Source organism: Ciceribacter sp. RN22, assembly GCF_024054295.1.
GTDB classification, from domain to species: Bacteria; Pseudomonadota; Alphaproteobacteria; order Rhizobiales; family Rhizobiaceae; genus Allorhizobium; species Allorhizobium lividum.
The window spans coordinates 362,959-389,244 of record NZ_JAMXLD010000001.1 but is presented as its reverse complement, the minus strand read 5'-3'; the positions used below and the strand labels follow the sequence as shown (position 1 = coordinate 389,244).

The following is a 26,286-nucleotide window of genomic DNA, read 5'->3' as shown; positions in this document are numbered from 1 at the left end:
GCCCTTATTCGTCGTTCATCTTCAGCGCTGCAATGAATGCTTCCTGCGGGATTTCGACCTTGCCGAACTGCCGCATGCGCTTCTTGCCTTCCTTCTGCTTGTCGAGCAGCTTGCGCTTGCGGGTGGCGTCGCCGCCGTAGCACTTCGCCGTCACGTCCTTGCGGAGCGCGCGCACGGTTTCGCGGGCGATGACCTTGCCGCCGATCGCGGCCTGGATCGGGATCTGGAACATGTGCGGCGGAATGAGCTCCTTCAGCTTCTCGCACATGCCGCGGCCGCGCCGGTCGGCGGCCGAGCGATGGACAAGCATCGACAGCGCGTCAACCGGATCGCCGTTGACGAGGATCGACATCTTGACGAGGTCGCCCTCGCGATAGTCGAGGATGTGGTAGTCGAAGGAGGCATAGCCCTTGGAGATCGACTTCAGCCGGTCGTAGAAGTCGAAGACCACTTCGTTGAGCGGCAGCTCGTAGGTGATCATCGCGCGGTTGCCGACATAGGTGAGTTCGGTCTGGATGCCGCGGCGGTCCTGGCAGAGCTTCAGGATACCACCGAGATATTCGTCCGGCGTCATGATCGTCGCCCTGATCCACGGCTCACGGATTTCCGCGATCTTCACGACGTCCGGCATGTCGGCCGGGTTGTGCAGTTCTTTCTCGGTGCCGTCCGTCAGCGTCATCTGGTAGACAACCGAAGGGGCGGTGGCGACGAGGTCGAGGTTGAATTCGCGCTCCAGGCGCTCCTGGATGATTTCGAGATGCAAGAGGCCGAGGAAGCCGCAACGGAAGCCGAAGCCGAGGGCAGCGGACGATTCCATCTCGAAGGAGAAGGACGCATCGTTGAGACGCAACTTGCCCATGGCTGCGCGCAGGTCCTCGAAATCGGCGGCGTCGACCGGGAACAGGCCGCAGAACACGACAGGCTGGGCGGGCTTGAAGCCAGGCAAGGCCTGTGCCGTCGGGCGCTTATCGTCGGTGATCGTGTCGCCGACGCGGGTATCGGCGACTTCCTTGATCGAGGCGGTGATGAAGCCGATCTCGCCCGGACCGAGGCTGTCGACATTGACCATCTTCGGGGTGAGCACGCCGACGCGCTCGACCGTGTACTTCGCGCCTGTGCCCATCATGCGGATCTGCTGGCCCTTCACCAGCACGCCGTCGAGGATGCGCACCAGAACCATGACGCCGAGATAGGTGTCGTACCAGCTGTCGACCAGCAGCGCCTTGAGCGGCGCCTTCTCGCCGCCTTCGCTCTTCGGCGGCGGCAGTTTGTGGACGATCGCTTCTAGCACGTCGGGGATGCCGAGGCCGGTCTTGGCCGAGATCAGCACCGCTTCCGAAGCATCGATGCCTATGACTTCCTCGATCTGCTCCTTGATCCGCTCGGGCTCGGCGGCGGGCAGGTCCACCTTGTTGAGTACGGTGACCAGTTCGTGATTGTTGTCGATCGCCTGATAGACGTTGGCGAGCGTCTGGGCCTCGACCCCTTGAGAGGCGTCGACGACGAGCAACGATCCCTCGCAAGCCGAGAGCGAGCGCGACACCTCGTAGGCGAAGTCGACGTGGCCGGGGGTGTCGATGAGGTTCAGCACATAGGTCTCACCGTCGTTCGCCTTGTAGTGCAGGCGCACGGTCTGCGCCTTGATGGTGATCCCGCGCTCGCGCTCGATATCCATCGAGTCGAGAACCTGTTCCGACATCTCGCGCTCGGCGAGGCCGCCGCAGGTCTGGATCAGCCGGTCGGCCAGCGTCGACTTGCCGTGGTCGATGTGGGCCACGATCGAGAAGTTGCGGATATGGTCAAGGGGCGTACGGGACGATGTGCTCATGGGCAGCGCATATAGCAGTGACGGATGGGGCCGACTAGCAGGAAGTTCGGCGAGACGCCCACAAATGCTCGATCAAACGGCAAATTGTTCGGGCCAATCGCGTCGCGTGGCGACCTGGCCCTCGGTTCGCAGTCGCAACACCTCTGCAAGATCGATCTCGGCTATCAGCCACCGGCTTTCGTTGACATCGTCGCTCTCGCTCTCCGCAAAGACACCCGAAGGCGGCATGCCGTAGTCCGGCGGAACGTAAAGGGCCGCACGCCCCCTGTTCTCGTCGAGGGCGGGGGACCATGGCGCATTGCCTGCTGTCGGTGAGACGAGCACCGCGATCTGGTTTTCCAATGCTCGCGCCTGCGCGCCGATACGAACGCGATAGGCCCCGGCCAGGGTGTCGGTGCAGCTCGGCGAGAGAACAAGTTCGACACCCATGTCCGCGAGCTTGCGGCCCAGCATCGGGAATTCGTTGTCGTAGCAGATGAGGATGCCGAGCGTGCCGAGAGGCGTTTCGAAACTGCGGAGCCCTTCCTCACCTGCCGCAATTCCCCACTGTTCCCGCTCGAAGCGGGTCATGATGATCTTGTCCTGGTGGCCGATCAGCCCGTCGGGACCGAAGAGCCAGGCCCGGTTGCGGTATTCTCCATCGGGGTCGCGCACAGGCGCCGAGCCCGGTTGCAGGACGATGCCGTGGGTGCGGGCGAGTTTCTCGCACAGTTCGAGCCAGTCCGGGATCATCGGCTGGATGCCGGCGATGGAGCCGTGCAGGTGCGACCGTGTCTGCGGGTCGAGCTGGCCGGCGAGCACGAGGCCCGAATATTCGGGCAGCAGCAAGAGCTTTGCCCCGCTGTCGACCGCTGCGCGGACAAGATGGGTGAGGTGGAGGACGTAATCCTCCCATGTCTCGATCAGGTCGATCTTGTACTGGCAACTGGCAAGCGTGATCTTGGTCATGAACGGAGGTCCCGTATCCAGAAAGAGAGGGGCTTCGGGCTTTCCTCGGCCTCGTCGAGGTCGCGCCAGGAGAAGGTCGTTCGAAGTTCAGGATGATGGGTGTACCCGCGCTTCGTCCAGAAAGAATCGAGAGGCACGTAGTCAGCGGGCCTTCGCGGATGGTCTGCAGCGCGCTCGACGGCGCAGAAGGTGGTATAGCGCAGGCCGAGTTTTTTCGCCTGCGCTTCGCGGCCTTCGAAGAATTTCACGCCGATGCCTCGGCCGCGATAGTCGGAGAGGAGCACGCTTTCGCCGAAGTAGAAGTGCTCGGCCGGGTCGCGCCCGGCGGCCAGGAAGGGTGCCTTCACCTCGTCCGTTTCTCCGACCATCGGGGTTCCTGTGGCCGCACCGACGACCTGACCGTCATCGATTGCAAGTACGAAGACTGAGCCTTCGGATCGCGAATACGTGGCCAAATAGTTGCGCTCGTAGGCGAGGTCGCCGTCATACAGGTAGGGGAAATCCCGGAACACGGCGATCCTCAACCGTGCGAGGTCATCGACGAACGCGGCCACGTCGCCGCCGGAAAAGGATTGGATCGTGAGGGCCATGAAGTGTTTTCAGTCCGTTTGCGAGCGGTTATACCGTCCCGGAACCTTCGATCCAAGTCCCGCTTCTCCACGAGGAATGCCCATGACCGCTGCCGACACGATCCGCGCCTACTATGAAGCCTTCAACGCCGGCGACATGGAAGCCTTTCTGGCACTGCTGACCGACGACGTCGTTCATGACATCAATCAGGGTGAGCGCCAGGTCGGCAAGGCCGCTTTCGCACGCTTCATGGAACATATGAACCGCTGCTACAGGGAAGAACTCACCGACATGGTGGTCATGACGAGCGCGGACGGACGGCGCGGCGCCGCCGAATTCATCGTCAATGGCGAATACCTCGTGACGGACGAGGGGCTTCCCGAAGCGAATGGCCAGAAATACGTTCTTCCGGCCGGAGCCTTCTTCGAACTGCGGGACGGCAAGGTCGCGCGGATATCCAATTACTACAACCTTCCTGACTGGATCCGTCAGGTCGGGGGCTGACGCGGTCAGCGCAGAAAGGGCAAAGCCGCCCGTACGGCCGGCATGCGTAGCCACAGTCCGCCCCACATGAAGGCGGCGATGTAGAAACTGAAGAGCACGTGGGTGAAGAGCGGGTTCTGGGCGCGCAACTGTGTCGCGATCGCACCTCCGAGGAGGCCGGTCATCAGCACCGCGCCGAGCAGGCTGGTACGTGGAAACAGGTAGAGCACCACGCAGGTCAGTTCGATGACGCCGATCATCTTCGCATAACCGGGCGGCCAGCCGAGGGCCGCGAGCGTCTCTTCCGCAACCGGCATGCCGAGTAACTTGGGCGCTACGGAAGCCCCGAGCATGAACAGCACGAAAATCAGCGACAGGCCGCGCCCGGCCCAAAGGGCGATCATTTCCTCTTTCATCGGTCGTTCTCCTCTCTCGGTTCCAGGTCCGAAGTGCCTTCGCGGTGTATCTTTCTCTTGAGAAGAGCCTCGCGCCGCTTTATCTTTCTGGAAAGATAATGAGGAAATATCTTTATGGCAAGACAAATTGCTTCGGAGCAGGATCTGCAGCATGATCACGTTGGCGTGCGCAGGCGCCAGTGGTCAAAGGAGCTCCCGGACCTGGACACGGTCGGCATGGCGATTCTCGGTCGCGCGCGGTGGATAACGCTGAAGGTTCGGCCGCCCATCGAGGCGGTGTTTGCCGAGCATGGGCTCGATACAGGTGAGTTCGACGTGCTCGCGACGCTGCTTCGGTCGGGCCCTCCCTATCGTCTTCGTCCGACAGAGCTTTTTCAGCAATTGATGATCACATCGGGTGGCCTGACCCCGAGGCTCGCGCGTCTCGAGAAGGCCGGCCTCGTCGAGCGACCCCCGAGCGCCGAGGACGGGCGCAGCCTTCCCGTGCAACTGACGACTCTCGGTCGCGAGCGGGCTGAGGCAGCATTTCGCGCCGACATGGCGGTCGAGGCCGATCTGCTGAAGTGCCTCGACGAGCAAGAAAAGGCAGACTTGGGGCGCCTTCTGGCGAAACTGGCGATAGCGCTCGACACCTGAATGCGTCGACGAGCTCTCTTGACTCCAATATGAGATCATATAGATCTTATATAATGGAAGATGCTGAGGAAGAGCTCGCCCGGTCGATTGGAACGCGCGTCAGAACGCTGCGCAGCGAGCGCGGGTTGACGCTCGACCAGCTTGCAGAAATGTCCGGCGTCAGCCGGGCGATGATCTCGCGGATCGAGCGCGCGGAGGCGAGCCCGACGGCCGTGTTGCTGGCGAGGCTCTGTTCGGCGCTTGGCCTTTCGCTGTCGGTTTTCTTCGATACCGCCGGCGACGCGTCCGAGCCTCTGGCGCGCCGTGTCGACCAGCCGATCTGGCGCGATCCGGAAAGCGGCTATCTGCGCAGGACGGTGGCGCCGGCAGGGACCGGCGCACGGGTGGATGTCGTCGAGGTCGAGTTTCCGCCTGCGGCGGAGGTCCGTTTCGGCAGCCAGCCGGCAAGCCGCACCCAATGGCAGCATGTGTGGCTGTTCGAGGGCGAAATGGAATTGACGGTCGGCGAACGGACCTATCGCCTGGCTGCCGGCGATTGTCTGCACATGAACGTCGGTGAGGTGCATGCTTTTCGCAACCCGACCGGCAAACCCGCCCGCTATGCCGTGGTCATCGACCTCGGCCCACGTTGACGCAAACCTCTCCCGGAGCCTTTCATGTCCACCCTCATTCGCCTGCTGAACGAAGAAGAAGAAGCGCTTGCCCGTGTCCCCGACCTTTGTGACGTGCTCTGCGACTGTGTCGACGGCGGCGCCTCGGTCGGTTTCATGGCGCCGTTGGCGGATGCCGACGCGGTGGCGTATTGGCGGGGAGTTGCCTCCGCTGTCGGTCGGAATGAGGTGCTGCTTCTCGTTGCCGAGGACGACGTCGGGCGTGTCATGGGGACTGTGCAGGTCGGTTTCGCGCTGAAGCCGAACCAGCCTCATCGGGCGGACCTGATGAAGCTTCTCGTGCACCGCGCCGCCCGCGGTCGCGGTCTGTCGCGGCTGCTTATGATGGCTGCCGAGCAGGAGGCGATGGAACGCGGACGCTGGCTGCTCGTTCTGGACACTGCGACCGGAGAGCCGGCTGAGGCAATCTACGAGCGCTTCGGCTGGGTACGTTCCGGTGTAGTTCCGGACTACGCCTTGTTTCCTGACGGTCGCTATTGCGCGACCACGATCTTCTACAAACGTCTCACCCCGGCTGCAGACGTGTGATCGGCCCAGACTGCTTTGGCTCTGAAGGCTGAACCAGAGTCACGGGTTGTGCCAAAAAAGGGCGCACTCCGCGCTGTTTCACCTCTCCCGTAAGGCCGGATCGTCATGCTAGCGATTCGTTGGCAGAAAACACTCGGGAACTGGGGGATATCTTATGACGCCTTTCGCTTCGGCAATACGCAGGCCTGCGGGTCTTCTTCTGACGGCTAGTATATTTTTCTCCGCGGCTGTGCCTGCGCTTGCCGCCGATGTCACCTTTGTCATGCGCAACGAACATCCGAACGCGGTGGAAGTCGAACTTTACAGCCAGGATCGCGACTATGTCTGGCCGGGGAACAATCAGGTCTTTTATCTCGATGACGGCGAGACTAAACAGATTCCGCTTTCCTGCGACGAGGGTGAATCGATCTGCTACGGCGCCTGGGTTTCCGGTGACCGTGGTACCTACTGGGGAACCGGACCAGATAATGCCGAGAGCTGCAGTGACTGCTGCTACGTTTGCTCCGGCGGCGAGACTGAGGAAATCAACCTCGTCGAGTGATGATGAGGCTGCCGAGAACTTCATGATCGGTCGGGTCTGGATTGCCCGAGGTCCACATCGGGCGTGGTCCGGTTCTGGAACGGCTGAAGAGGCAGCTGGCCTCCGTCCCCGCCTTGCCAGCCCTCGGCCGCAAGGCTAGCGTGCGTCCCATATCGACAACGGGGCGCGAGTATGCGGGTTTTCTATTCGGAGAAGCACAAGCTACGGGATGCGAAGACGGAGTTGCATGGCGGCCTGCTGGTCAAGCCCTTCGAGGGCCCGTTCCGTGCAGAATGGATCCTGGCTGCGGTGAAGGAGGCGGGATTTGCCGATGTCGCCGCGCCCGAAGAACATGGACTTGAGACAGCCCTCAAGGTCCACGACGCTGGTTATCTGGAGTTCCTACGCACCTGCTGGGAACGTTGGCAGGCGCAAGGCGTCGAAGGCGAGGCAATAGCCACGTCCTTCCCTTGCCGCCGCAGCCAGACCGGGCGGGTTCCGAAGAACATAGACGGTGCCGTCGGCTATTATGCCAACTCCGCCGAAACGGCGATTTCCGGCGGCACCTATGAGGCGGCCATTGCCTCGATGGACGTGGCTTTGTCCGGCGCCGACTGGCTTGCCCAAGGCAACCGCTTCGCCTTCTCGCTTTGCCGCCCACCCGGCCATCATGCCGGTATTGATCTCTTTGGCGGCTACTGCTTCATCAACAATGCCGCCGTTGCCGCCCAGCGCCTGATCGATAGCGGTGCGGGAAAAGTCGCGATCCTCGACGTCGATTTTCACCACGGCAACGGCACGCAGGACATAACCTATCGCCGCGGTGACATCTTCTTCGCCTCGCTCCACGGGGAGCCGCAGGACGCCTTCCCGTTCTTCATGGGATATGCCGACGAGACAGGCGAGGGACCCGGTGAAGGACTGAACGCCAACTATCCGATGCCCTCCGGCACGGCATGGGATGTCTGGTCGTCCGCTCTTGCGGATTCGCTAACGCGCATCCGCTCTTGCGGTGCTGAGGCGATCGTCCTTTCACTTGGCGTCGATACCTTCGAGGAGGATCCGATCAGTTTCTTCAAACTGAAGAGCGACGACTATCTTCGCATGGGCGAGATGATCGCCGCCGCCGGTCTGCCGGTCTTGACGGTCATGGAAGGAGGATACGGCGTTCCGCAGATCGGGCACAACGTCGCCAACGTGCTCAAAGGGCTGGAAAACTGACGATTTCTGCCATCCGAAGGGAGGTCACGGGAAATACGCTCTCTTCGGCGGTTGCTGGCAAAAGCGGTGTCTCTTTCGAATGCCGGACAGACCCGAAGCCGGCGAGGGCCTTCCTCCTCCCTTCGTTCCTGTCTCGAATAGAGACAGTCTCAGCCCGATCGTTAGACTGCTTTTAATGAGCTCCGTTGAAATAGCGGTGCATTCGCGAGGAAGGGCTAAACGCCACGCGTGCAACTGATATGGTCCGCCCAGCCACCCCCTGAGGTGGTTAGGAGCCCGCGTCCAACCCCCACCCCCCAGCCGGTCGTGGGCTCCGCCTCGGCTGGGTCTGTCGGGCAGCACATTCCGCCGCCGCCGTGCGTCGGTGAGACGAGAAAGGCCCCGGACGCGCGTCAGGAGCCTTCGCTTCGCAGTGAATTAGCGCCGCCGGCTAGAGTGTGCCGGCGCGTTGCTGCAGCATCATGTAGGTGTCGAAGCTGTACTCCGCGATCTGCGCCCAAAGATAGGCATCCTGCTTGAAGGCCTGCTGGCTGTCGTAGAGCGTCTTGAAGTTCTCGTTCTTGGCGCTGAGCTCGGCGTAGGTTTCCTTGGCGGCCTTGTGGCAGACGTCGAGGATATCGGAGCTGAAGGCGCGCAACTGGGCACCCTCGGCGACCAGCTTGCGCAGGGCCGCGGCATTCGATGCGTCATAGCGAGCAAGCATGTTTGCGTTGGCGCTTGCGCAGGCATCCGAGAGAATGCGCTGGTAGTTCTTCGGCAGTTCGTTGAACTTCTCGCGGTTGAAGAAGGCATGAACCGCCGGCCCGCCTTCCCACCACGCCGGATAATAGTAATACTTGGCGACCTTGTAGAAGCCGAGCTTGAGATCGTCGTAAGGCCCGACGAACTCCGTGGCGTCGATCGTCCCCTTCTCGAGCGCAGGATAGACGTCTGAACCGGCGATCTGCTGAGGCGTGACACCAACCTTGCTCATCACCTCGCCGGCCAGACCGGCGATACGCATCTTTAGGCCCTTCAGGTCCTCGATGCTTTTGATTTCCTTCCGATACCAGCCACCCATCTGTGCGCCGGTATTGCCGGCAGGCAATGCATAGAGGTTATAGCCAGCGAGGAAGGCGTTGAGCAGGTCATTGCCGCCGCCGGCGGTGAACCATGCATTGGTCATGCGGGCATTCAAGCCGAAGGGGATCGCCGTGCCGAGGGCGAACGCCGGGTCCTTGCCGATGTAGTAGTAACAGCAGGTATGTGCCATCTCGACGGTGCCGGCCGCCACCGCATCGGCTGCCTGCAGCGGCGGTATGATCTCGCCGGCGGCGAAGCTCTGTATGGTGAAGTTGCCGTCGGTTGCTTCCGCGACGCTTCGTGCAATGTCCTCCGCGGCACCGAAGATGATGTCGAGGCTTTTCGGGAAGGATGAGGCGAGGCGCCAGGTGAGTTTTGGGTTCTGCTGCGCAATCGCGGGTGCGGCAAGCGCCACGGCCGAGGCGGCACCCAGTCCGGCGGTGCCGGCCTGCTTGAAGAACGTGCGACGGTTCATGATGGGAAGCCTTATAGTCGTTATAGGGTAAAATCTTCCTCTCTCCCGGCGCGGGATAAATCACCTCATCGTCGTGGGTGCAAGGCCGTTCGCGCAAATTTCGGTCGGCGATGGCGACATTCTTTTATGAAGATTTCGCAAGCGGGCCGCCGTGCGTTTGAAATCGACTGGTGGCCGTTCTTCACTGCGTCGATGTGAGTCGCCTGTTCGCAGGGTCATCGAGCGCGGGATTGTAGAACATCGCCAATACGAGGCTTCGGGCGATGCGTTCGGCGGTCGCCATGAACCATTGCGCGGCTTCTTCGCTCGGCGCGATATCGTCGAGTGTCGCACGAAAGAGTGTCAGCCACTCGGCGAACACGCCCTCATAGACGCCCTCGACGCCGAGATGAGCCTGGACCGGCTTGCCGCCATAGGTCCCCGTCTTGAATGCGACCGACGACCAGAAGCTCTTCATCTTTGCCAGGTGATCCGGCCAACGGCCGGCAAGCCGGTGCTCGAAGACCGGTCCCAGATGCTCATGGGCGCGGATGCGGCCGTAAAAGGTCTCGACCAGCAGGTCGATGAATGCCGCGTTCACACCGCGGCGCTCCATCTCGGCCTGGGCGCGCTCGCGTATGCCGGCAACATGCGCTGCGCGGGCGGTCAGTTCGATGGTCATGGATTAACCTCCCCCGGTTTGTCTCTTCTGAATCATTTTGATACCTGTCAAATGTAAGGCGCTCCACGAGAAGTAACATGGGCGCGAATCTACTCCGCGCATCTAGAGCGTGAGACGCTCAGCGCAATGCGGCGATATGCCCCTTGAACGACGGCGCTCGACCCTTGACCCCGTTGCCGGAATAGGTAAGTTAGAATTATTCTAAATGGAGATATTCATGCTCGGTCGATTCTTCCCATCCTCTTCCAAACGCTCGTTCGCGAGCCTGAGCGAGCAGGAGATGCTGGCCCTTGCGATCTCCTCCGAGGAAGACGACGCGCGGATCTATCTTGCATACGCCGATCAGTTGCGAGCCCAGTACCCGCAGTCCGCCAAGGTGTTCGAGGATATGGCGGAGGTCGAACATTCCCACCGGAACATGCTGATCGAGATGCACCGTCAGCGGTTCGGCGAGCGCATTCCCCTGATCCGCCGCGAACATGTCAGCGACTTTTACACCCGCAAGCCCGACTGGCTGCGGGCAAATCAAACACTTGAGCAAATCCGCGACGAGGCGGAGGCGATGGAGCAATCGGCTTATCGCTTCTACACCGAGGCCGCGAAACGGACGAGCGATGCCGCAACGCGCCGTCTGCTCGGCGATCTGGCGCTGGCCGAGCAGGGACATGAAGAAACCGCCCGCATGCTCGGCGAAAAACATGTTCCGGCCGAGGTCGCTCATGAAGAGGCTCAGACCGCCCGACGGCAGTTTATCCTGACATATGTTCAGCCGGGTCTTGCGGGCCTAATGGACGGCTCCGTCTCCACACTGGCGCCGATTTTCGCGGCGGCGTTCGCGACCGGTGATACCTGGCAGACCTTTCTTGTCGGTCTGTCGGCCTCCGTCGGCGCTGGCATCTCGATGGGTTTCACCGAAGCCGCGCACGACGACGGCAAGCTTTCCGGACGCGGTTCGCCGCTGAAGCGCGGTCTCGCTTCCGGCATCATGACGGCCCTCGGGGGCCTCGGCCACGCACTGCCCTATCTGATCCCGCACTTCTGGACGGCGACGATCACGGCGGCGGTGATCGTTTTCATCGAACTCTGGGCGATTGCCTTCATCCAGAACAAGTACATGGAAACGCCGTTCCTGCGCGCAGCCATGCAGGTCGTGCTCGGCGGCTCGCTCGTGCTCGCCGCAGGTATCCTGATCGGCAACAGCTAACCCGCCATCCGGACGGCGCCCGACAGGCGGCGTCCGGCGGAATGCCGTCTTGCTTTACGGTCCGGCGGCCGTTGCCAACTTGCGACGACGCAGCTAGCCTGACCGCCTGCCATGAAACCGTCTCCCCTGACCATCGGTCTGGGCGTTTCCATGACCGTCGGCTATGGAACGCTCCACTATTCCTTTTCAGTCCTCGCTCCTGCGATCGCGCGCGATTTCGGGTGGGAAACGAGTTTTGTTTTCGGAGTGTTTTCAGCCGGGTTGCTCGCTGGGGCGGTTTCGGCGCCGATCTTCGGACGCTCGATCGACCGCTTCGGGGCGCGGCCGGTCATGATACTTGGAACGTTGGCTGCGACACTCGCGCTTGTACTTTATGCCGTGATGCAGAACGCGTGGCAGTTTGCGGCCATTACCTTTCTCGCGGAGTTCGTCGCCTTCGCCGTACAGTATGATGCCGGCTTTGCCGCGCTCGCCCAGCGCTACGGCCAGGAGGCGAGGAGCCACGTTACGCTGGTTACGCTGATTGCCGGCTTCGCGTCGACTGTATTCTGGCCGCTCGATCAGTGGCTGTTGACCCTGATGGACTGGCGGGACGTTTATCTGGTTCTCGCCGCCATTAATCTCTTCTTCGCGCTGCCGGTACATCTGGCGGTTCCTGCCTATCGCCCGCCGCGGAAAGCGCGAACGACCGTGGAAGGGAAAAGGAGTACAAAGGACGGCGGCGCGGGGCTGCAGATGGCGCTGATGGCGATCAGCCTTGCCTCCGGCGGCTTCCTGATCTCGGCGGTGAGTGTCTCGCTGCTCGTGGTGCTTGGCGCCGCCGGATTCTCTCCGGCCGTCGCGACGCTCGCCGGCAGCCTGATAGGGCCGTCACAGGTGCTCGCACGACTCATCGAGTATTCGCAACGTCGGCTCTTCACCCCTGTAACGACGGCGCTCGTCGCGTCTGGTGCACTCTTCTTTTCCTTCGCGCTCCTGTCGTCGTCGCTCGCACTGCCGCTCGTGGCAATTCCGATCGCCTTTGCCGTCGTCTACGGTGCGGGTCAGGGGCTGACGTCCATCGTCCGTGGCGTGCTGCCGCTGTATTATTTCGGCACCGCGGGCTACGGACGAACGATGGGAGTTCTCTCGGGGGTGCGCATGGTGCTTTCCGCCGCCGCACCGGTTTCGATCGTGTTCGTCAGCGAACGAGCCGGGGCGGGTGCCGCGATCCTGTCTCTGCTCTGCGTCGCCGGCATTTCCGCCGGGACGATGGTGCTGCTTTCGCGTCTCCGCCCGCTTCAGGCGTCGAGCGACTGAGAAGGTGCGATTTGGCGTTGCCTACTTCAGCGCGCCGACCATCAGATCGGTCGTGCCGTTCTCGATCGTCACCCATCGGCCGCTGTCGAAGCTCGCCTGTCTCTTCAGATAGGTGTACGGCGTCGCGGTCCAGAGCTTGACGTCGTCATTCAGGTTGTCGAGGACGTAGTCGCCCTGGGCTGCGCGCACCGTCAGGACCGCGTGACCCTCGCCGTCCGGCTTGCGCACGACGGTGATGAGAAGGTCGGAAGGATCGAAACCCGCTTCGATCAGCTTCTTGCGTTTCAGCAGGACGAAATCCTCGCAGTCGCCGACGTCGGTCGGGTAGGCCCACACCTCCTCGCGACCATAGATGTCGGAATCCGTCATCGGCGTGATCGAGGCGTTCACCGAACTATTGATGTTACGCAGGACGCTCCAGCCACGGTCCGTAATCCGGGGCGCCGGCGCGTTCGCGCGGCCATGAAAATTGCATTCGTCGCGGTGGCTGCGGCAGAATTCATAGTGACCGATCGGCTGCGAGGTGAGGGCTCCGGTGAGCATGGCCTTCGGCGCCGCCGGCGCGGAAAAGCCGCTGTCGATGGGCGCAAAAAATGCCGTCGCCGCCAATGCCGCGGCAAGCACGCGCGAACCGTTCCTCATGAACCCGTCCCTTTATATCGTTAACGAAGAGTTAATGCGGGACGGGCGTGTTAGTCAATCATTAGCAACGCTGAAGACGGGCATTTCGCAGCTATGGTTAAAATGCATCACCTTCCTTCGGAAACACCGAGGATCGCAGCGTTCATCCGCTCGATATCCTGAGGGCGGGAGAGCCGGTGGTCGCCATCGCGGATCAGCGTTAGCACGACGTCGTCGGCGGGCAGGAATTCGATGAGCTTTAGCGCGTGGGTGTAAGGCACGTCGGGATCCTTCATCCCCTGCAGGATGTGCACCGGACAGCCGGTCTCGATGATGCCGGTGAGTACCCGGTTGTTGCGCCCGTCGTCGATCAGAGCTCGGGTAAAGATGTTCGGTTCGGGGCTATATTGCGACGGCTCTTCGAAATAGCCGCACTCCTCCAGTGATCGGCGCTCTGCGGTGCTGAGATTGGGCTCCACGAGCTCGACGGTGAAATCGGGCGCCGGTGCGATCAGCACCATGCCTTCGAGCCTCGTTTCTTTCCCGCGGCGCTTGAGTTCCTGGGCGAGACGCAGGGCAATCCATCCACCCATGGAAGAGCCGACGAGCACCACACTTTCCGGTGCTGCGTGGTCGAGGACGGCGAGCGCTTCCTCGAGCCATCGCGAGATCGTGCCGAGCTTGAAATCGCCGCCCGAGGCGCCGTGCCCGGAATAGTCGAAGCGGATCGCCTGGCGTCCCGTGCGGGCTGCGAGGCGGTCGAGTTCCTCTGCCTTGGTCCCGCTCATGTCGGAGCGGTAGCCGCCGAGCCACATCAGCGCGGGGTCGGCGGTCCGATCGGAAGCCGGTCGGATCAGCATCGCGATCTCACGGCTTGCCTCGCCCGAGCCCACAACAAGATGCTGCAGTCGGGGCTCGGTCTTGATGTCTGTCATGAGGAACTCCAAATCTCGCCACGCATTCATAAAACTGATTCGTTCTTGCGAGCACACTAGGTGATTTTCTTTCCGAAGCGTGTTATTAGCCTTGCCGCGGTAACTGCGAGAGCGACGGAAAGACGAGATTTCGCTCCGGCCGGCAGTGCCGCATTCGGAAACCAATGAGGAGAATACGACCATTCGCAGACCTTTCAAAGCCGACGCCCCCGTAAAGGAAGGGCCGCGCTCAAACCGGGAGATCAGGATCCCCAGAATTCAGCTTATCAATGAAGAAGGTCAGAACCTCGGCGTCGTGCCGACGGACGAAGCCCTTCGAATGGCCGAAGAGGCCGGTCTTGATCTCGTCGAGATCTCGCCGAATGCTGAACCTCCGGTATGCAAGATCCTGGACCTCGGCAAGCTGAAATACGCCAACCAGAAGAAGGCGGCCGAAGCGCGCAAGAAGCAGAAGATTGTCGAGGTCAAGGAAATCAAGATGCGGCCGAACATCGACACCCATGACTATGAGGTAAAGATGAAGGCGATGAGCCGCTTCTTTGAGGAAGGCGACAAGGTCAAGGTGACACTGAAGTTCCGCGGCCGCGAAATGGCCCACCAGGAACTCGGCATGAAGCTTCTGCAGCAGGTGAAGGAAGATACCCAGGCGATCGCCAAGGTGGAGGCTGAACCGAAGCTCGAAGGTCGCCAGATGATGATGGTGCTGGCGCCGAGGTAAGGTGAAAGCCCGCGCTTAGCAATCGAAGCCGCCGCCTGCCGGCGGCTTTTCACGTCTTTCGGCCGATTCCTCCGGCTGAACCCGTTGCGCTTTTGACCGAGTGCGGTTATAAGCGCGCGTCCGAACGGTCCGGCAGGGCATGCCGTGGCCGTTTCTAATGCTTGAAAGGGGCGTCGTCTGTTCCTTTCGATACAAAAACAATGGAGTAGCAAAATGCCCAAGATGAAGACGAAGTCTGCTGCCAAGAAGCGGTTCAAAGTCACCGCCACCGGCAAGGTGCTGGCAGCTGCTGCTGGCAAGCGCCACGGCATGATCAAGCGGTCCAACAAGTTCATTCGCGATGCGCGCGGAACCATGGTTCTCGCCGACGCTGACGGCAAGAAGGTCGTCAAGAACTACCTGCCGAACGGTCTCTGAGACCCGGCTCTACTGGATTACTAAGGAGATCATGACATGGCACGCGTAAAACGCGGCGTTACCGCCCACGCCAAGCACAAGAAGGTTTTGAAGGCAGCCAAGGGCTTCTACGGCCGCCGCAAGAACACCATCCGCGCCGCAAAGGCCGCGGTTGACCGTTCCAAGCAGTACGCTTACCGCGACCGCAAGGTGAACAAGCGCAACTTCCGCGCTCTGTGGATCCAGCGCATCAATGCTGCCGTCCGCGAATTCGGCCTCACCTACGGCCGCTTCATCGATGGCCTCAACAAGGCCGGCATCGAAGTCGACCGCAAGGTTCTTTCCGACCTCGCCATCCGCGAGCCGGAAGCTTTCGGTGCGCTCGTTGCCGCCTCCAAGAAGGCCCTCGAGTACCTCAAGGAAGACGGCTCGGCCAACGAGTTTGAAAGCGCGGTTCGTTAAGACCAGCGCTTCCCAAGCTTTCTAAAAATTCGATTGGGAAACCCGCGCTGGCAGGGCTGGCGCGGGTTTTTTCTTTCTCGGTGTCATGCCGGCCGCAGGGCGGTTCCGGCAATCAGGGGCAGGAACAAGGGACATGTCCGATCTCGACAGTTTGAAAACGGCCCTTCTGGCCGATATTGCCGCCGCAGACGGTGAAGCGGAAATCGAGGCGCTGCGCGTCGCAGCTCTTGGAAAGAAGGGTTCGATTTCCGAGCTGCTGAAGACGCTCGGCTCGATGACGCCGGAGGAACGCCAGACCCGGGGCGCGGCAATCAACGCGCTGAAGAATGAGGTGTCCGAGCAGATCACCGTGCGCAAGGCCGAGCTTCGCGACGCGGCGATTGCGGCCCGCCTTGCTGCCGAAACGGTGGACGTTTCGCTGCCTGTCCGCTCCTCGCCGGCGGAGCGCGGCCGCATTCATCCGATCAGCCAGATCGTCGACGAGATCACGGCGATTTTCGCGGACATGGGCTTCTCGATCGCGGAAGGCCCGGACATCGAGACGGACTATTACAATTTCACGGCGCTCAACTTCCCCGAAGGTCATCCGGCCCGCGAAATGCACGACACCTTCTTCCTGCAGCCGGACGCAAACGGTGAGCGCAAGGTGCTGCGCACCCACACTTCGCCGGTGCAGGTCCGCACCATGGAAGCGCAGAAGCCGCCGATCCGCATCGTCATTCCCGGCAAGACCTACCGTCAGGACTCCGACGCCACGCATTCGCCGATGTTCCATCAGGTCGAGGGCCTCGTCATCGACAAGACCACGAACGTCGCCAACATGCGCTGGGTGCTCGAAGAGTTCTGCAAGGCGTTCTTCGAGGTGGACAATGTCGTGATGCGCTTCCGGCCGTCCTTCTTCCCCTTCACCGAGCCGTCCTTCGAGGTCGATATCCAGTGTGACCGTTCCTCGGGGCCGATCGTCAAGTTCGGCGAGGGCAAGGACTGGATGGAGATTCTCGGCTGCGGGATGGTGCATCCGAACGTCCTGCGCTCCGGCGGCCTCGATCCCGACGAGTACCAGGGCTTCGCCTGGGGCATGGGTCTCGACCGCATCGCCATGCTGAAATACGGCATGCCGGACCTGCGCGACTTCTTCAATGCCGATGTCCGCTGGATGAACCACTACGGTTTCCGCCCGCTCGACGTGCCGACGCTGTTCGGCGGCCTGAGCGCGTGAGGAGGATAGAACGATGAAATTCACACTCTCCTGGCTGAAGGAACACCTGGAAACCGATGCCACGCTCGACGAGATCTGCGAGCGGCTGACCGCGATCGGCCTCGAGGTCGAGGATGTCGATGACAAGGCGGCCTACAAGCCCTTCGTCATCGCCAGGGTTCTGACGGCAGATAAGCATCCGGAGGCCGACCGCCTCAAGATCCTGACCGTCGACGCCGGCGACGGCAAGCCGGTGCAGATCGTCTGCGGCGCGCCGAATGCCCGCGCCGGTCTCGTCGGTGCGCTTGCCCGCCCCGGGACTTATGTCCCCGGCATCGACGTGACGCTCGCCGTCGGCAAGATCCGCGGCGTGGAAAGCCACGGCATGATGTGCTCCGAAAAGGAGCTCAACATCTCCGACAATCACGACGGCATCATCGACCTGCCGGCGGATGCGCCCGTCGGCACCTCGTTCGCGTCCTATGCCGGCCTCGACGATCCGGTCATCGAGATCAATCTCACGCCGAACCGTCCCGACTGCACGTCCATCTTCGGCATTGCCCGCGACCTCGCCGCCTCCGGTCTCGGCAAGCTGAAACTGCCGAAGGCGCCGGATTTCAAGGTCGAAGGCGAGACGCCTGTCGAGGTCAGGATCGTGCTCGACGATGAGCGGCTCTGCCCCGGCTTCGCCTACCGCCTGGTTCGCGGCGTGAAGAATGGCCCGAGCCCTAAATGGATGCAGCAGCGGCTTCTCGCTATCGGGCTTCGTCCGATTTCCGCACTGGTCGACGTGACCAACTACATGACTTTCGACCAGGGTCGGCCGATGCACGTCTTCGATGCCGACAAGGTCAATGGCGATCTCGTGGTACGCCGTGCCCGCGAGGGCGAGGAAATCCTCGCGCTCGACACCCGCACCTACAAGCTCAACCCGGCCAACGTCATCATCGCGGACGACAACGGTCCGGAATCGATCGGCGGCATCATGGGGGGCGAGCATTCCGGCTGTGACGAAAACACGGTCAACGTGCTGATCGAGTCGGCGCTTTGGGACCCGATCAACATCGCCAAGACCGGCCGCAGCCACGGCATCATCACCGATGCCCGCTACCGTTTCGAGCGCGGGGTCGATCCGGAATACATGGTCCCCGGCCTCGAGCGCACCACCGAACTGGTGCTCGAAATGTGCGGGGGTACGGCGGCGGCCGCTAAGGTCACCGGCTACAAGGGTCATGTGAAGACGGTGGTCGAGTTCCCGTTCTCCGAAGTAAAGCGCCTGACGGGGTTGACCGTCTCGAACGAGGAAGGTCGCGAAATCCTCACCGGTCTCGGCTTCGAAGTCCAAGGCGCGGGCGAGGTGGTCACGGTTGCCGCTCCTTCGTGGCGGCCGGACATCGACGGCAAGGCCGATCTTGTCGAAGAGATCATGCGCATACACGGTGTCGACAACATTAAGCCCGCGCCGTTGCCGAGCGCCGGGGCGGTGAACGGTCGAATTCTGACACCGTTGCAGATCCGCACCCGCACGGCCAAACGCGCGCTGGCCGCTCGCGGCATGCTGGAGGCCGTTACATGGTCCTTCATCTCGCATGAGCAGGCGACGCTCTTCGGCGGTGGGAACCATGAACTGCGGCTTGCAAACCCGATCGCTGCCGACATGTCCGACATGCGGCCGTCGTTGCTGCCGGGCCTGCTCTCTGCGGCCCAGCGCAATGCCGACCGCGGCTTCGGCGACGTGGCGATCTTCGAGGTTTCAGGCACGTACGAGAATGATACGCCGGAAGGGCAGCGCCGCGTCGCTGCCGGTGTCCGCCGCGGCACGGCCTCGCTTGCCGGCGCCGGCCGCATGTGGTCGAACGCCGCCAAGGGCGGTGGAAAGCCGGTCGACGTCTACGATGCAAAGGCCGATGCGCTCTCCGTGCTGGAGGCCTGCGGGCTGCCGATGGCGAACGTCCAGATCGAGCCCGGCGCGCCGTCGTGGTATCATCCGGGACGCTCCGGGACGATCAAGATGGGGCCGAAGGTGATCCTCGGATACTTCGGAGAATTCCATCCGAAGACATTGGAGGCCCTCGATGTCACCGGCGCCCTCACGGGCTTCGAGGTCTATGTCGACGCGATACCGGAACCGAAGAAGAAGGCGACCCGCACCAAGCCGGCGCTGGAGCTTTCACCCTTCCAGATGGTCAAGCGCGACTTCGCCTTCGTGGTCGACAAGACCGTCGAGGCCGGCGCGATCATCAAGGCCGCCGGCAGCGCCGACCGCAAGCTGATCACCGGCGTCAACGTCTTCGACATCTTCGAGGGGGCATCTCTCGGCGAGGGCCGCAAGTCGGTTGCAATCGAGGTGCTGATCCAGCCGGTCGAGAAGACGCTGACCGACGAGGACTTCGAGGCGCTGACCAAGAAGATCATCGCCAATGTCGAAAAGACAACCGGCGGTGCCTTGCGCGCCTGATCGGATGGGGACAGGCGAAAAGGGCGGGTCGACCGCCCTTTTCTTGCTCAGGCTCTGCCCGGCTCTGCCCCGATCGCCTTCGCCCGTATCGGCAGACGCACGAACATCACGACGTTGCCGGCAAGGGTCAGAAGAAGGCCGGCGACGCTGATCGCGGTCCAGCGATAGTCCTCGTAGATGCTCGACAGCGTGAGCGCGACGACAGGAAAGAGAACGGTCGCATAGGCAGCCTTCTGCGAGCCGATTCGTGAGACCAGCATCAGATAGGTCGTGAAGCCGACGACGGAGCCGACAACCGAGAGATAGAGCAGCGCGCCGAGATAGGTGATATCCGGCGGCATCACAACGGGGGTTGCGGTGATGAGGACAAGGCCGAGGAGCGTGAGGGCGCCATAACTCATGCCCCAGGCGTTGGCTGTCACCGGACTGATGCCGGCTGCACTATTGCGACGCGACGCCATGTTGCCGAGTGAGAAGAACATCGTGCCGAGCGCCGAGAGCCCGATGCCTTTCCAGCTGTCCGGATTGAACGCGACGAATATGTCCGGCCCGAAGAGCAGCACGAGGCCAGTGGCGCCCAACATTGCCGCGAGAAGCGTGCGGGGGCTGACCCGATCACCGAAAAATATCCGGGCGTTGATGGCGTTGAAGATGGTTGCCAGCGAGAATACCACCGATATCAGGCCGGACGGGACATAGGCCGCAGCGTAATAGAAGCAGAGGAAGTTGCAGCAGAAGAGGCAGAGCGCCTGTGCCAGAATGAACGGCTGCTGTCTCAGCGGCGGAACTTTCATCCGGCGGGTCAAGATCAAGGCGCCGACGAGGATCAGCGCGGCGGCGGCGAAACGATAGAAGACGGATACCAGCACCGGAACAGGCCCGATCTGGAGGGCGATGGCGATCCAGGTTGTGCCCCAGATCAGAACGGTGGAGGAAAAGAGCAGATAATTGGTCATGGTGGTTCCCTGAATTTCGGGTCACACCTAGGACCATTCCGGTGTCCGGGCTTGCACGATCTTGCGGCGAACTGCATCGAAAGGGAGCCGCAGTCACGACTTCCGTGTGGTCGTCCGTCGAACTTGCTGTAAAATGGGCTCGTTTCTACAACAGGCTTTCCATGCAGCAACGCCCGTCAGTCTACAGCATGCTTTCTTCCTCACCCCGCACCCAGCGGCTCGGTGGGCTGAATCTCGGCGCCGGAAAGTCGACGGCGATCTGGCGCAACAGCTTCGACCGCATGCATTACGAACGGCCGGACGGTCACACGTTCAGTCTCTATCTGCGGGGCGGCGAAAGAACATGGCGGCTTGATGCCGGTCGTGCGCATGGCTGGCCGGGCGCGCTTTGCCTGATGCCGCAGGGCGCGTCTTCGGACTGGGAAATCAATGACACCTTCGAATTCGTCCATCTCTATGTCACGGACGACGAATTGCGCCGGCAATTCTCCGAGACGCTCGACCGCGACGCGCGGCTGATGACCGTTCCCGAGGCGACGTTCGACGATGCGCCCCGGCTCGCCGAAAGTCTGCAGCGTCTGGCGGCGGCGACGCAGACCGGGGACGCCCTCAGGGCGGAGGAGGCGATCACCGCAGCGATCGCCTGCCTGTTTTCTGACCCGCGTTACGGCGGAGCGCAACCGGTCTCTCTGCGCGGTGGCCTCTCTCCGGTGGTCCGGCGGCGGCTGATCGACTACATAGAGGCCCGCCTTGAACACGCGATCACCCTTCGGGAACTCGCAGGCGTCGCCGGGCTGAGCGAATTCCACCTGCAGCGCATGTTCCGCCAGAGCTGCGGGGTCTCGCCCTACGGCTTCATCCTCAACCGGCGTATCGATCGGGCAAGGAGGATGCTTGCGGACGGTGATCCCCTTGCCGAGATTGCTTCGGCCTGCGGCTTCAGCAGTCAGAGCCATATGACGCGGATGTTCAAGGCGGTGACCGGAACAACGCCCTCCGCCTACCGCCGCGGTGTCGCCTAAGCCGGCATCTCATCGTCCGGACATCTTCGTCATCTTCTCCGGATAGCGCGCGCCGGCGACCTTTCCGGGTGCCAGGAGCTCGCTCAGAGCGGCCACGTCCTGTTCCGAGAACGGCACATCTGCAGCCGCAATGTTCTGCTCCAGATGCGGGATTTTGCTGGCTCCGGGGATCGGCACGATGAAGTCCCCTTGGGCCAGGACCCAGGCGAGGGCAAGTTGCGCCGGCGTGACGCCCTTCTCTTCGGCCATCCGCTCGAGCAGTCTCACCAGGGAGAGATTGGCGTCGAAGTTCTCCGCCTGGAAGCGGGGCAGCGAGCGACGGAAGTCGTCGGACGCAAGCCCGTCGAGCGTCTTCAATGCGCCGGTCAGTACGCCGCGGCCGAGTGGCGAGAAGGGTACGAAGCCGATGCCGAGTTCCCGGCACGTGTCGAGGACGCCGTTCTCCTCCGGATCACGTGTCCAGAGCGAGTATTCGCTCTGGACCGCTGCAATCGGATGGACCGCATTGGCACGGCGGATCGTCGCGGCACTCGCTTCCGACAGTCCCAGAGCCTTGACCTTGCCCTGCCGCACCAGATCGGCCATGGCGCCGACCGTGTCTTCGATCGGAACGTCCGGATCGACGCGATGCTGATAGTAGAGGTCGATCACGTCCGTGCCGAGCCGCTTCAGCGAGGCCTCGGCGACGGCGCGAACGTTCTCCGGCCGGCCGTCGGTACCCGTGATCATCTGGTCGGACGGTTTCGCTGGATCGATGCGGAACCCGAACTTCGTGGCGATCACGACCCGGTCGCGATGGGGCCGCAGGGCCTTTCCGACGAGCACCTCGTTCTTGTACGGTCCATAGACTTCCGCAGTGTCGAAGAGTGTGACGCCGAGCTCGACGGCACGATGCAGGGTGGCGATCGCCGCGCTCTCGTCAGCGGAGGGTCCGTAGGCATGGCTCATGCCCATGCAGCCAAGCCCGAAGGCGGAAACGGAAAGACTTCCGAGTTTGCGTGTCTTCATCTGTTGCTCCTTCGTGTCGTCGGATGACGTTGGTGCCGCAGAGCCTTCGGTCTCTGGGCACGACTTCAAAATAGTTGGCGTGCATCGCTCTGATAATTGCTGCAAAATGAAACGCCTTGTTCTATCTGTTGTAACAATGAACCGGACCCAGCTTTCGCAACTCGCTGTTCTTGCCGCCGTCGCCGCGCATGGGAGCTTCCGCGCCGCTGCGAAGGAGCTGAAGATCGCGCCTTCAGCGGTGAGCCATGCCGTGGCACGTCTGGAGGATAGTCTCGGGGTTCGGCTCCTCGGACGAACGACCCGAAGTGTGCGCCCGACGGAGGAGGGGCGGCGCCTGCTCGACAGTCTGGCACCCGCACTCGGCGAGATCGATGCGGCCTTGACCGCTCTTGCCGAGATACGCGAGAGGCCGGCCGGCAACCTGCGTATCACCCTTCCGCGACTTGCGGCCGACCACGTGATCGTTCCCCGGCTGGGTGCGTTTTTGCAGCGCTACCCGGATATTACCGTCGAGCTCGTCACCGAGGATCGGTACGAGGACCTCGTCGCGAAGGGTTACGACGCCGGACTGAGACTCGGCGAGAGCCTGGAGCAGGACATGATCGCGGTAAAGGCGAGCGGATCGCTTTCAGGCGCGGTCGTCGCAACGCCGGATTATTTCTGCACTCACTCGATGCCGGTGTATCCGCGTGACCTGCTGCGACATCCCTGTATCCGGCGTCGCTTTTCGAGCGGTGCGATCTACCGCTGGGAGTTCGAGAAGGAAGGGCGATCACTGGTCGTTGACGTCGACGGCCCCCTGATCCTCTCGGACGACCGGCTCATGCTGCAGGCGTGTCTCGGCGGAGCCGGGATAGCCTATCTCTTCGACCAGCGGATTGCGGAGGAGTTGAAGCGGGGCCGCCTGGTGCGCGTCCTCGAGGACTGGTGTCCGTCTTTCGACGGCTTCTACATCTATTATCCGTCGCGTCGGCAGATGCGGCCGGCGCTCAGGGCGTTCGTGGATTTCTACCGCTTCGGCGCGTAGGCTGGCTGCTTTCGCTCACAGACGGACGCGGTATCGCACATGTCCGTCTTCCTCGGCGTAAGTGTCGTAGAGCTTACGTGCCGTCGCGTTATCTCGGTCAGTATGCCAATAGAGCCGTGACCAGCCCTTTACCTTGGCGAGCGCGATCAGGTCGTCGATCAATGCCCGTCCGATGCCGCGTCCGCGGAAGCGCTCGTCGACATAGAGATCTTCGAGATAACAGTCCGGCGTCATCGACCATGTCGAGTCGTGAAAGTGGTGGATGGCAAAGCCCGCCATTTCGCCGTCCACGAAGGCAAGCCGCATTGCGACGCGGGACGACGGATCGAGGATGCGCGTCCAGGTGTGCCTGGTAACCTCGTCCGGCAGGTCAACCTTGTAGAAGGTCAGATAGTCGTGCCAGAGGCGCCGCCAGGCGGCTTCGTTCCCAGGCTGCGCGTCACGTATCTCCATGGGCATGAACATCTTATGCTCCGGCTTCGGTGAGGAGTGCCATCTGCGCGGCAGAAAGCTGAAGCTTTCCGGCGGCAATCAGGCTCTCGAGTTGCTTCAGGCTGGTTGCGGAAGCAATCGGTGCGGTGATACCCGGCCGGGCGGCGATCCAGGCGATGGCGACGGTGGCCGGGCTGGTGCCGGTTTCTGCCGCGACCTTGTCGAGCGCCGCCAGAATTCTGAAACCCTTTTCGTTCAGGTAATCGCCGACACGATAGCTTCGTGATGAACCTTCGACGTCCTCCGGCTTGCGGTACTTGCCGGTGAGAAAGCCGGCGGCGAGCGCGTAGTAGCTGATCACGCCGATCTCTTGCGCAATGCAGAGGTCGGCAAGAGGCCCCTCGAAGGCCTGGCGGGTGTAGAGATTGTATTCCGGCTGCACGACATCGTAGCGCGGCAGGCCTTGGTCGGCCGCGACATCGAATGAGGCCTGCAGCTGCGTGGCATCGAAGTTCGAACAGCCGATCGCCCGGACCTTCCCCTGCTGCTTCAGTTTCGCGAAGGCTTCGAGCGTTTCCTCGTGCGGCACGTCGGGGTCCGGCTTGTGGGCAAGATAGAGGTCGATGTAATCGGTACCAAGCCGTTTGAGCGAGGCCTCCGCTGCTTCGGCGATCCACTTTGCGCTGAGGCCCGTCTTTCTGCCGTTGTTGTCGAAACCGACCTTTGTGACGATCACCGCGCGGTCTCGTGAAACGTGGCCGCGCTTCAGCCACTTGCCGATGATCGTCTCGCTCTCACCGCCGACATGGCCGTCGACCCAGGCCGAGTAGACATCCGCCGTATCGATCGTGTTGTACCCGGCATCGAAAAAGGCGTCGAGCAGCGCGAACGAAGTCTTCTCATCCGCAGTCCAGTCGAAGACATTGCCACCGAATACGACGGGGGCGATGGAAAGGCCGGTGCGGCCGAGCGGACGCTTCTGCATGGGAAAACTCCGTGGCTTCGTGGGGAGGGCCTCTTGCGGCCCGGTTGGAGAAGGAAGGTTAGCAATGGTGGCTGTGATCGACCATCGAATTTCTTTGATGGGAGGACAACCGTCCGGGCGCCATTGCCTCGTTCAGTGGCAATCGATAGGTTGCCGCAGCATCGTTTCAGGAGGGATCCCCATGCTGCGCTTTGGAATTCTATCGACCGCAAAGATCGCCCGGGAACTGGTGATTCCCGCGATCCAGGACGCCGAGAACTGCGTCGTTTCCGCGATCGCGAGCCGTGACCTCGTGAAGGCGCGCGCCGTGGCCGATCGCTTTTCCGTGCCCCATGCCTTCGGATCCTACGACGAGATGCTCGCCTCCGATCTCATCGACGCCGCATACATTCCGCTGCCGACGTCGCAGCATGTCGAGTGGGCGATCAAGGCCGCCAATGCCGGCAAGCACGTGCTGTGCGAAAAGCCGATCGCGCTGAAGGCGGAGGAGATTGACCAGGTGATCGCCGCCCGCGACCGCAACAAGGTCATTGTTTCCGAGGCCTTTATGGTGACCTATGCACCAGTCTGGCGGAAGGTGAGGGCACTGCTGTCGGAGGGGGCGATCGGCCGGCTGCGCCACGTGCAGGGCGCGTTTACGTATTTCAATCGTGATCCGGCGAACATGCGCAACGTACCCGAGCTCGGCGGCGGCGGGCTTCCGGACATCGGCGTCTATCCGACGATCACCACACGGTTTGCAACCGGCAAGGAGCCGTTGCGCGTCCAGGCGGTCACCGAGCGCGACCCGGTCTTCGGCACCGATATCTATTCGAGCGTGAAGGCCGAGTTCGACGGCTTCGAGCTCAGTTTCTACATTTCGACGCAGATGGCAAACCGCCAGCTGATGGTCTTCCACGGCACCGACGGCTTTATCGAGGTGCGCTCGCCCTTCAACGCCGACCGCTGGGGTCCGGAAGAGGTCGAGTTGACGAACCAGTCGCATAATCTCTCGCAGGTCTTCCGTTTCCAGGACAGCCGCCAGTACCGTTGCGAGGCAGAGGCTTTCGCGCGTGCCGCGGCGGGCGAGCCGGAGGAGATCGTGACCTTGGAGAACTCGCGCGCCAACCAGCGGTTCATCGACGCGATCTATCGTGCGAGCGAAAAGGATGGCTGGGAGCCGGTGTAAGGGCGATCTTAGCCATTACGGTTGAAGAAGCGCCAGTAGCCAAAAAGCGTGAAGGCAAACGTTGCCATTGCGCAGAGCACTTGCAACGTGACCGGATGTATTGTCGGCATGTCGAGAACGAGTGCGGCATAAAGCCCGAGTTTCAGTGCGCTTGCCAGCGAGATTGTCGGTCGCAGGCGCCTGCGGTTGAATATGTCGTCGCCGAAAATCCGACCAAGGGTAGGTGTTTCGTTCATCCAGAGGGACATGGTTAGGCCCACTGGCCAGATCACAAGAGCGGCGGGTATCGGAGCGACCACCGGCAGGAGCGTCACGAGGAGTAGCGCGTCGACCGCGTGGCCGCAAATGAGGGCGAGCGAGAACCGGAGGAGGCCCATC

At 62.1% G+C, this 26,286-nt stretch carries 29 protein-coding genes; 16 read left to right on the top strand and 13 right to left on the bottom strand.

What is annotated here, in order from left to right; translation table 11 throughout:
- Positions 1–4 precede the first annotated feature (4 nt).
- From lepA to NHF53_RS01935, 3 genes are all read right to left on the bottom strand, one after another.
- Positions 5–1,828, bottom strand: a complete 1,824-nt coding sequence (lepA, locus tag NHF53_RS01945) for a translation elongation factor 4 (protein WP_252832883.1) — start codon at positions 1,826–1,828, stop codon at positions 5–7.
- Positions 1,829–1,900: 72 nt separating this feature from the next.
- Entirely contained in the window at positions 1,901–2,776 is an 876-nt protein-coding gene (locus NHF53_RS01940) for a carbon-nitrogen hydrolase family protein (protein WP_114363694.1), read from the bottom strand.
- The gene (locus tag NHF53_RS01935; RefSeq protein WP_252832882.1) at positions 2,773–3,366 is read right to left on the bottom strand and encodes a GNAT family N-acetyltransferase; all 594 of its coding nucleotides are present in this window, start codon (positions 3,364–3,366) and stop codon (positions 2,773–2,775) included. The genes NHF53_RS01940 and NHF53_RS01935 overlap by 4 nt, the downstream gene beginning before the upstream one ends.
- 82 nt (positions 3,367–3,448) lie before the next feature.
- Here NHF53_RS01935 and NHF53_RS01930 point away from each other — a divergent pair, with 82 nt between their 5' ends.
- Complete coding sequence (locus NHF53_RS01930; RefSeq protein ID WP_252832881.1) at positions 3,449–3,850, top strand: ketosteroid isomerase-related protein; 402 nt, start codon at positions 3,449–3,451, stop codon at positions 3,848–3,850.
- 5 nt (positions 3,851–3,855) lie between these two features.
- Here NHF53_RS01930 and NHF53_RS01925 read toward each other — a convergent pair whose 3' ends face one another.
- Positions 3,856–4,245, bottom strand: a complete 390-nt coding sequence (locus NHF53_RS01925) for a DoxX family protein (RefSeq protein WP_252832880.1) — start codon at positions 4,243–4,245, stop codon at positions 3,856–3,858.
- 114 nt (positions 4,246–4,359) lie between these two features.
- On the opposite strand from NHF53_RS01925, the gene NHF53_RS01920 reads away from it, so the two are divergent.
- The 5 genes from NHF53_RS01920 to NHF53_RS01900 all read left to right on the top strand — a co-directional run bounded on the left by NHF53_RS01920 (position 4,360) and on the right by NHF53_RS01900 (position 7,821).
- Positions 4,360–4,881 (top strand): MarR family winged helix-turn-helix transcriptional regulator, encoded by a 522-nt coding sequence (locus tag NHF53_RS01920; protein ID WP_252832879.1) that lies wholly within the window; start codon positions 4,360–4,362, stop codon positions 4,879–4,881.
- 53 nt (positions 4,882–4,934) lie between these two features.
- The gene (locus tag NHF53_RS01915) at positions 4,935–5,513 is read left to right on the top strand and encodes a helix-turn-helix domain-containing protein (protein WP_252832878.1); all 579 of its coding nucleotides are present in this window, start codon (positions 4,935–4,937) and stop codon (positions 5,511–5,513) included.
- A gap of 24 nt (positions 5,514–5,537) precedes the next feature.
- On the top strand, positions 5,538–6,080 hold the full coding sequence (locus NHF53_RS01910; protein WP_252832877.1) for a GNAT family N-acetyltransferase: 543 nt from the start codon (positions 5,538–5,540) through the stop codon (positions 6,078–6,080).
- Positions 6,081–6,234: 154 nt separating this feature from the next.
- Positions 6,235–6,621: a hypothetical protein gene (locus NHF53_RS01905; protein ID WP_252832876.1), complete on the top strand. Its 387-nt coding sequence runs from the start codon at positions 6,235–6,237 to the stop codon at positions 6,619–6,621.
- A gap of 171 nt (positions 6,622–6,792) precedes the next feature.
- A complete protein-coding gene (locus tag NHF53_RS01900) occupies positions 6,793–7,821 on the top strand; it encodes a histone deacetylase family protein (RefSeq protein WP_114363686.1) in 1,029 nt (342 codons plus the stop codon).
- A gap of 430 nt (positions 7,822–8,251) precedes the next feature.
- Here the strand turns inward: NHF53_RS01900 and NHF53_RS01895 are convergent, their stop codons facing one another.
- Positions 8,252–9,358, bottom strand: a complete 1,107-nt coding sequence (locus NHF53_RS01895) for a TRAP transporter substrate-binding protein (protein WP_114363685.1) — start codon at positions 9,356–9,358, stop codon at positions 8,252–8,254.
- A 181-nt stretch (positions 9,359–9,539) separates the two neighbouring features.
- Positions 9,540–10,019 carry a group III truncated hemoglobin gene (locus NHF53_RS01890; RefSeq protein ID WP_252832875.1) on the bottom strand — a complete coding sequence of 160 codons (480 nt, stop codon included), beginning with the start codon at positions 10,017–10,019 and terminating at the stop codon, positions 9,540–9,542.
- A gap of 217 nt (positions 10,020–10,236) precedes the next feature.
- On the opposite strand from NHF53_RS01890, the gene mbfA reads away from it, so the two are divergent.
- Both mbfA and NHF53_RS01880 read left to right on the top strand, forming a co-directional pair.
- Positions 10,237–11,223 (top strand): iron exporter MbfA, encoded by a 987-nt coding sequence (gene mbfA / locus NHF53_RS01885; RefSeq protein ID WP_114363857.1) that lies wholly within the window; start codon positions 10,237–10,239, stop codon positions 11,221–11,223.
- A 111-nt stretch (positions 11,224–11,334) separates the two neighbouring features.
- The gene (locus tag NHF53_RS01880; RefSeq protein ID WP_252832874.1) at positions 11,335–12,522 is read left to right on the top strand and encodes an MFS transporter; all 1,188 of its coding nucleotides are present in this window, start codon (positions 11,335–11,337) and stop codon (positions 12,520–12,522) included.
- Positions 12,523–12,543: 21 nt separating this feature from the next.
- Here NHF53_RS01880 and NHF53_RS01875 read toward each other — a convergent pair whose 3' ends face one another.
- Entirely contained in the window at positions 12,544–13,164 is a 621-nt protein-coding gene (locus NHF53_RS01875) for a transglutaminase-like cysteine peptidase (protein ID WP_114363682.1), read from the bottom strand.
- A 107-nt stretch (positions 13,165–13,271) separates the two neighbouring features.
- Positions 13,272–14,078, bottom strand: coding sequence for a carboxylesterase (locus tag NHF53_RS01870; RefSeq protein WP_252832873.1), 807 nt, complete (start codon positions 14,076–14,078; stop codon positions 13,272–13,274).
- A gap of 181 nt (positions 14,079–14,259) precedes the next feature.
- Here NHF53_RS01870 and infC point away from each other — a divergent pair, with 181 nt between their 5' ends.
- From infC to pheT, 5 genes are all read left to right on the top strand, one after another.
- Positions 14,260–14,796, top strand: a complete 537-nt coding sequence (infC, locus tag NHF53_RS01865) for a translation initiation factor IF-3 (RefSeq protein WP_114363856.1) — start codon at positions 14,260–14,262, stop codon at positions 14,794–14,796.
- Positions 14,797–15,009: 213 nt separating this feature from the next.
- Positions 15,010–15,213 carry a 50S ribosomal protein L35 gene (gene rpmI, locus NHF53_RS01860; RefSeq protein WP_112685884.1) on the top strand — a complete coding sequence of 68 codons (204 nt, stop codon included), beginning with the start codon at positions 15,010–15,012 and terminating at the stop codon, positions 15,211–15,213.
- 36 nt (positions 15,214–15,249) lie between these two features.
- Positions 15,250–15,654: a 50S ribosomal protein L20 gene (rplT, locus tag NHF53_RS01855; RefSeq protein ID WP_112685882.1), complete on the top strand. Its 405-nt coding sequence runs from the start codon at positions 15,250–15,252 to the stop codon at positions 15,652–15,654.
- 133 nt (positions 15,655–15,787) lie between these two features.
- Positions 15,788–16,873: a phenylalanine--tRNA ligase subunit alpha gene (gene pheS, locus NHF53_RS01850; protein WP_252832872.1), complete on the top strand. Its 1,086-nt coding sequence runs from the start codon at positions 15,788–15,790 to the stop codon at positions 16,871–16,873.
- Positions 16,874–16,886: 13 nt separating this feature from the next.
- Positions 16,887–19,310, top strand: a complete 2,424-nt coding sequence (pheT, locus tag NHF53_RS01845) for a phenylalanine--tRNA ligase subunit beta (RefSeq protein WP_252832871.1) — start codon at positions 16,887–16,889, stop codon at positions 19,308–19,310.
- A gap of 47 nt (positions 19,311–19,357) precedes the next feature.
- Here pheT and NHF53_RS01840 read toward each other — a convergent pair whose 3' ends face one another.
- Positions 19,358–20,266 carry a DMT family transporter gene (locus NHF53_RS01840; protein WP_252832870.1) on the bottom strand — a complete coding sequence of 303 codons (909 nt, stop codon included), beginning with the start codon at positions 20,264–20,266 and terminating at the stop codon, positions 19,358–19,360.
- Positions 20,267–20,547: 281 nt separating this feature from the next.
- Here NHF53_RS01840 and NHF53_RS01835 point away from each other — a divergent pair, with 281 nt between their 5' ends.
- A complete protein-coding gene (locus NHF53_RS01835) occupies positions 20,548–21,288 on the top strand; it encodes a helix-turn-helix domain-containing protein (protein ID WP_252834880.1) in 741 nt (246 codons plus the stop codon).
- Positions 21,289–21,297: 9 nt separating this feature from the next.
- Here NHF53_RS01835 and NHF53_RS01830 read toward each other — a convergent pair whose 3' ends face one another.
- Complete coding sequence (locus NHF53_RS01830; RefSeq protein ID WP_252832869.1) at positions 21,298–22,296, bottom strand: aldo/keto reductase; 999 nt, start codon at positions 22,294–22,296, stop codon at positions 21,298–21,300.
- 136 nt (positions 22,297–22,432) lie between these two features.
- Here NHF53_RS01830 and NHF53_RS01825 point away from each other — a divergent pair, with 136 nt between their 5' ends.
- Positions 22,433–23,323 carry a LysR family transcriptional regulator gene (locus tag NHF53_RS01825; RefSeq protein ID WP_252832868.1) on the top strand — a complete coding sequence of 297 codons (891 nt, stop codon included), beginning with the start codon at positions 22,433–22,435 and terminating at the stop codon, positions 23,321–23,323.
- Positions 23,324–23,338: 15 nt separating this feature from the next.
- Here NHF53_RS01825 and NHF53_RS01820 read toward each other — a convergent pair whose 3' ends face one another.
- Together NHF53_RS01820 and NHF53_RS01815 are read right to left on the bottom strand one after the other, a co-directional pair.
- Positions 23,339–23,782 carry a GNAT family N-acetyltransferase gene (locus NHF53_RS01820; protein WP_252834879.1) on the bottom strand — a complete coding sequence of 148 codons (444 nt, stop codon included), beginning with the start codon at positions 23,780–23,782 and terminating at the stop codon, positions 23,339–23,341.
- Positions 23,783–23,789: 7 nt separating this feature from the next.
- Positions 23,790–24,740, bottom strand: a complete 951-nt coding sequence (locus NHF53_RS01815) for an aldo/keto reductase (protein ID WP_252832867.1) — start codon at positions 24,738–24,740, stop codon at positions 23,790–23,792.
- Between the two features lie 181 nt (positions 24,741–24,921).
- On the opposite strand from NHF53_RS01815, the gene NHF53_RS01810 reads away from it, so the two are divergent.
- A complete protein-coding gene (locus tag NHF53_RS01810) occupies positions 24,922–25,908 on the top strand; it encodes a Gfo/Idh/MocA family protein (RefSeq protein WP_252832866.1) in 987 nt (328 codons plus the stop codon).
- An 8-nt stretch (positions 25,909–25,916) separates the two neighbouring features.
- On the opposite strand, the gene NHF53_RS01805 is transcribed toward NHF53_RS01810, so the two are convergent.
- Positions 25,917–26,285 carry a hypothetical protein gene (locus tag NHF53_RS01805; protein WP_252832865.1) on the bottom strand — a complete coding sequence of 123 codons (369 nt, stop codon included), beginning with the start codon at positions 26,283–26,285 and terminating at the stop codon, positions 25,917–25,919.
- Position 26,286 lies beyond the last annotated feature (1 nt).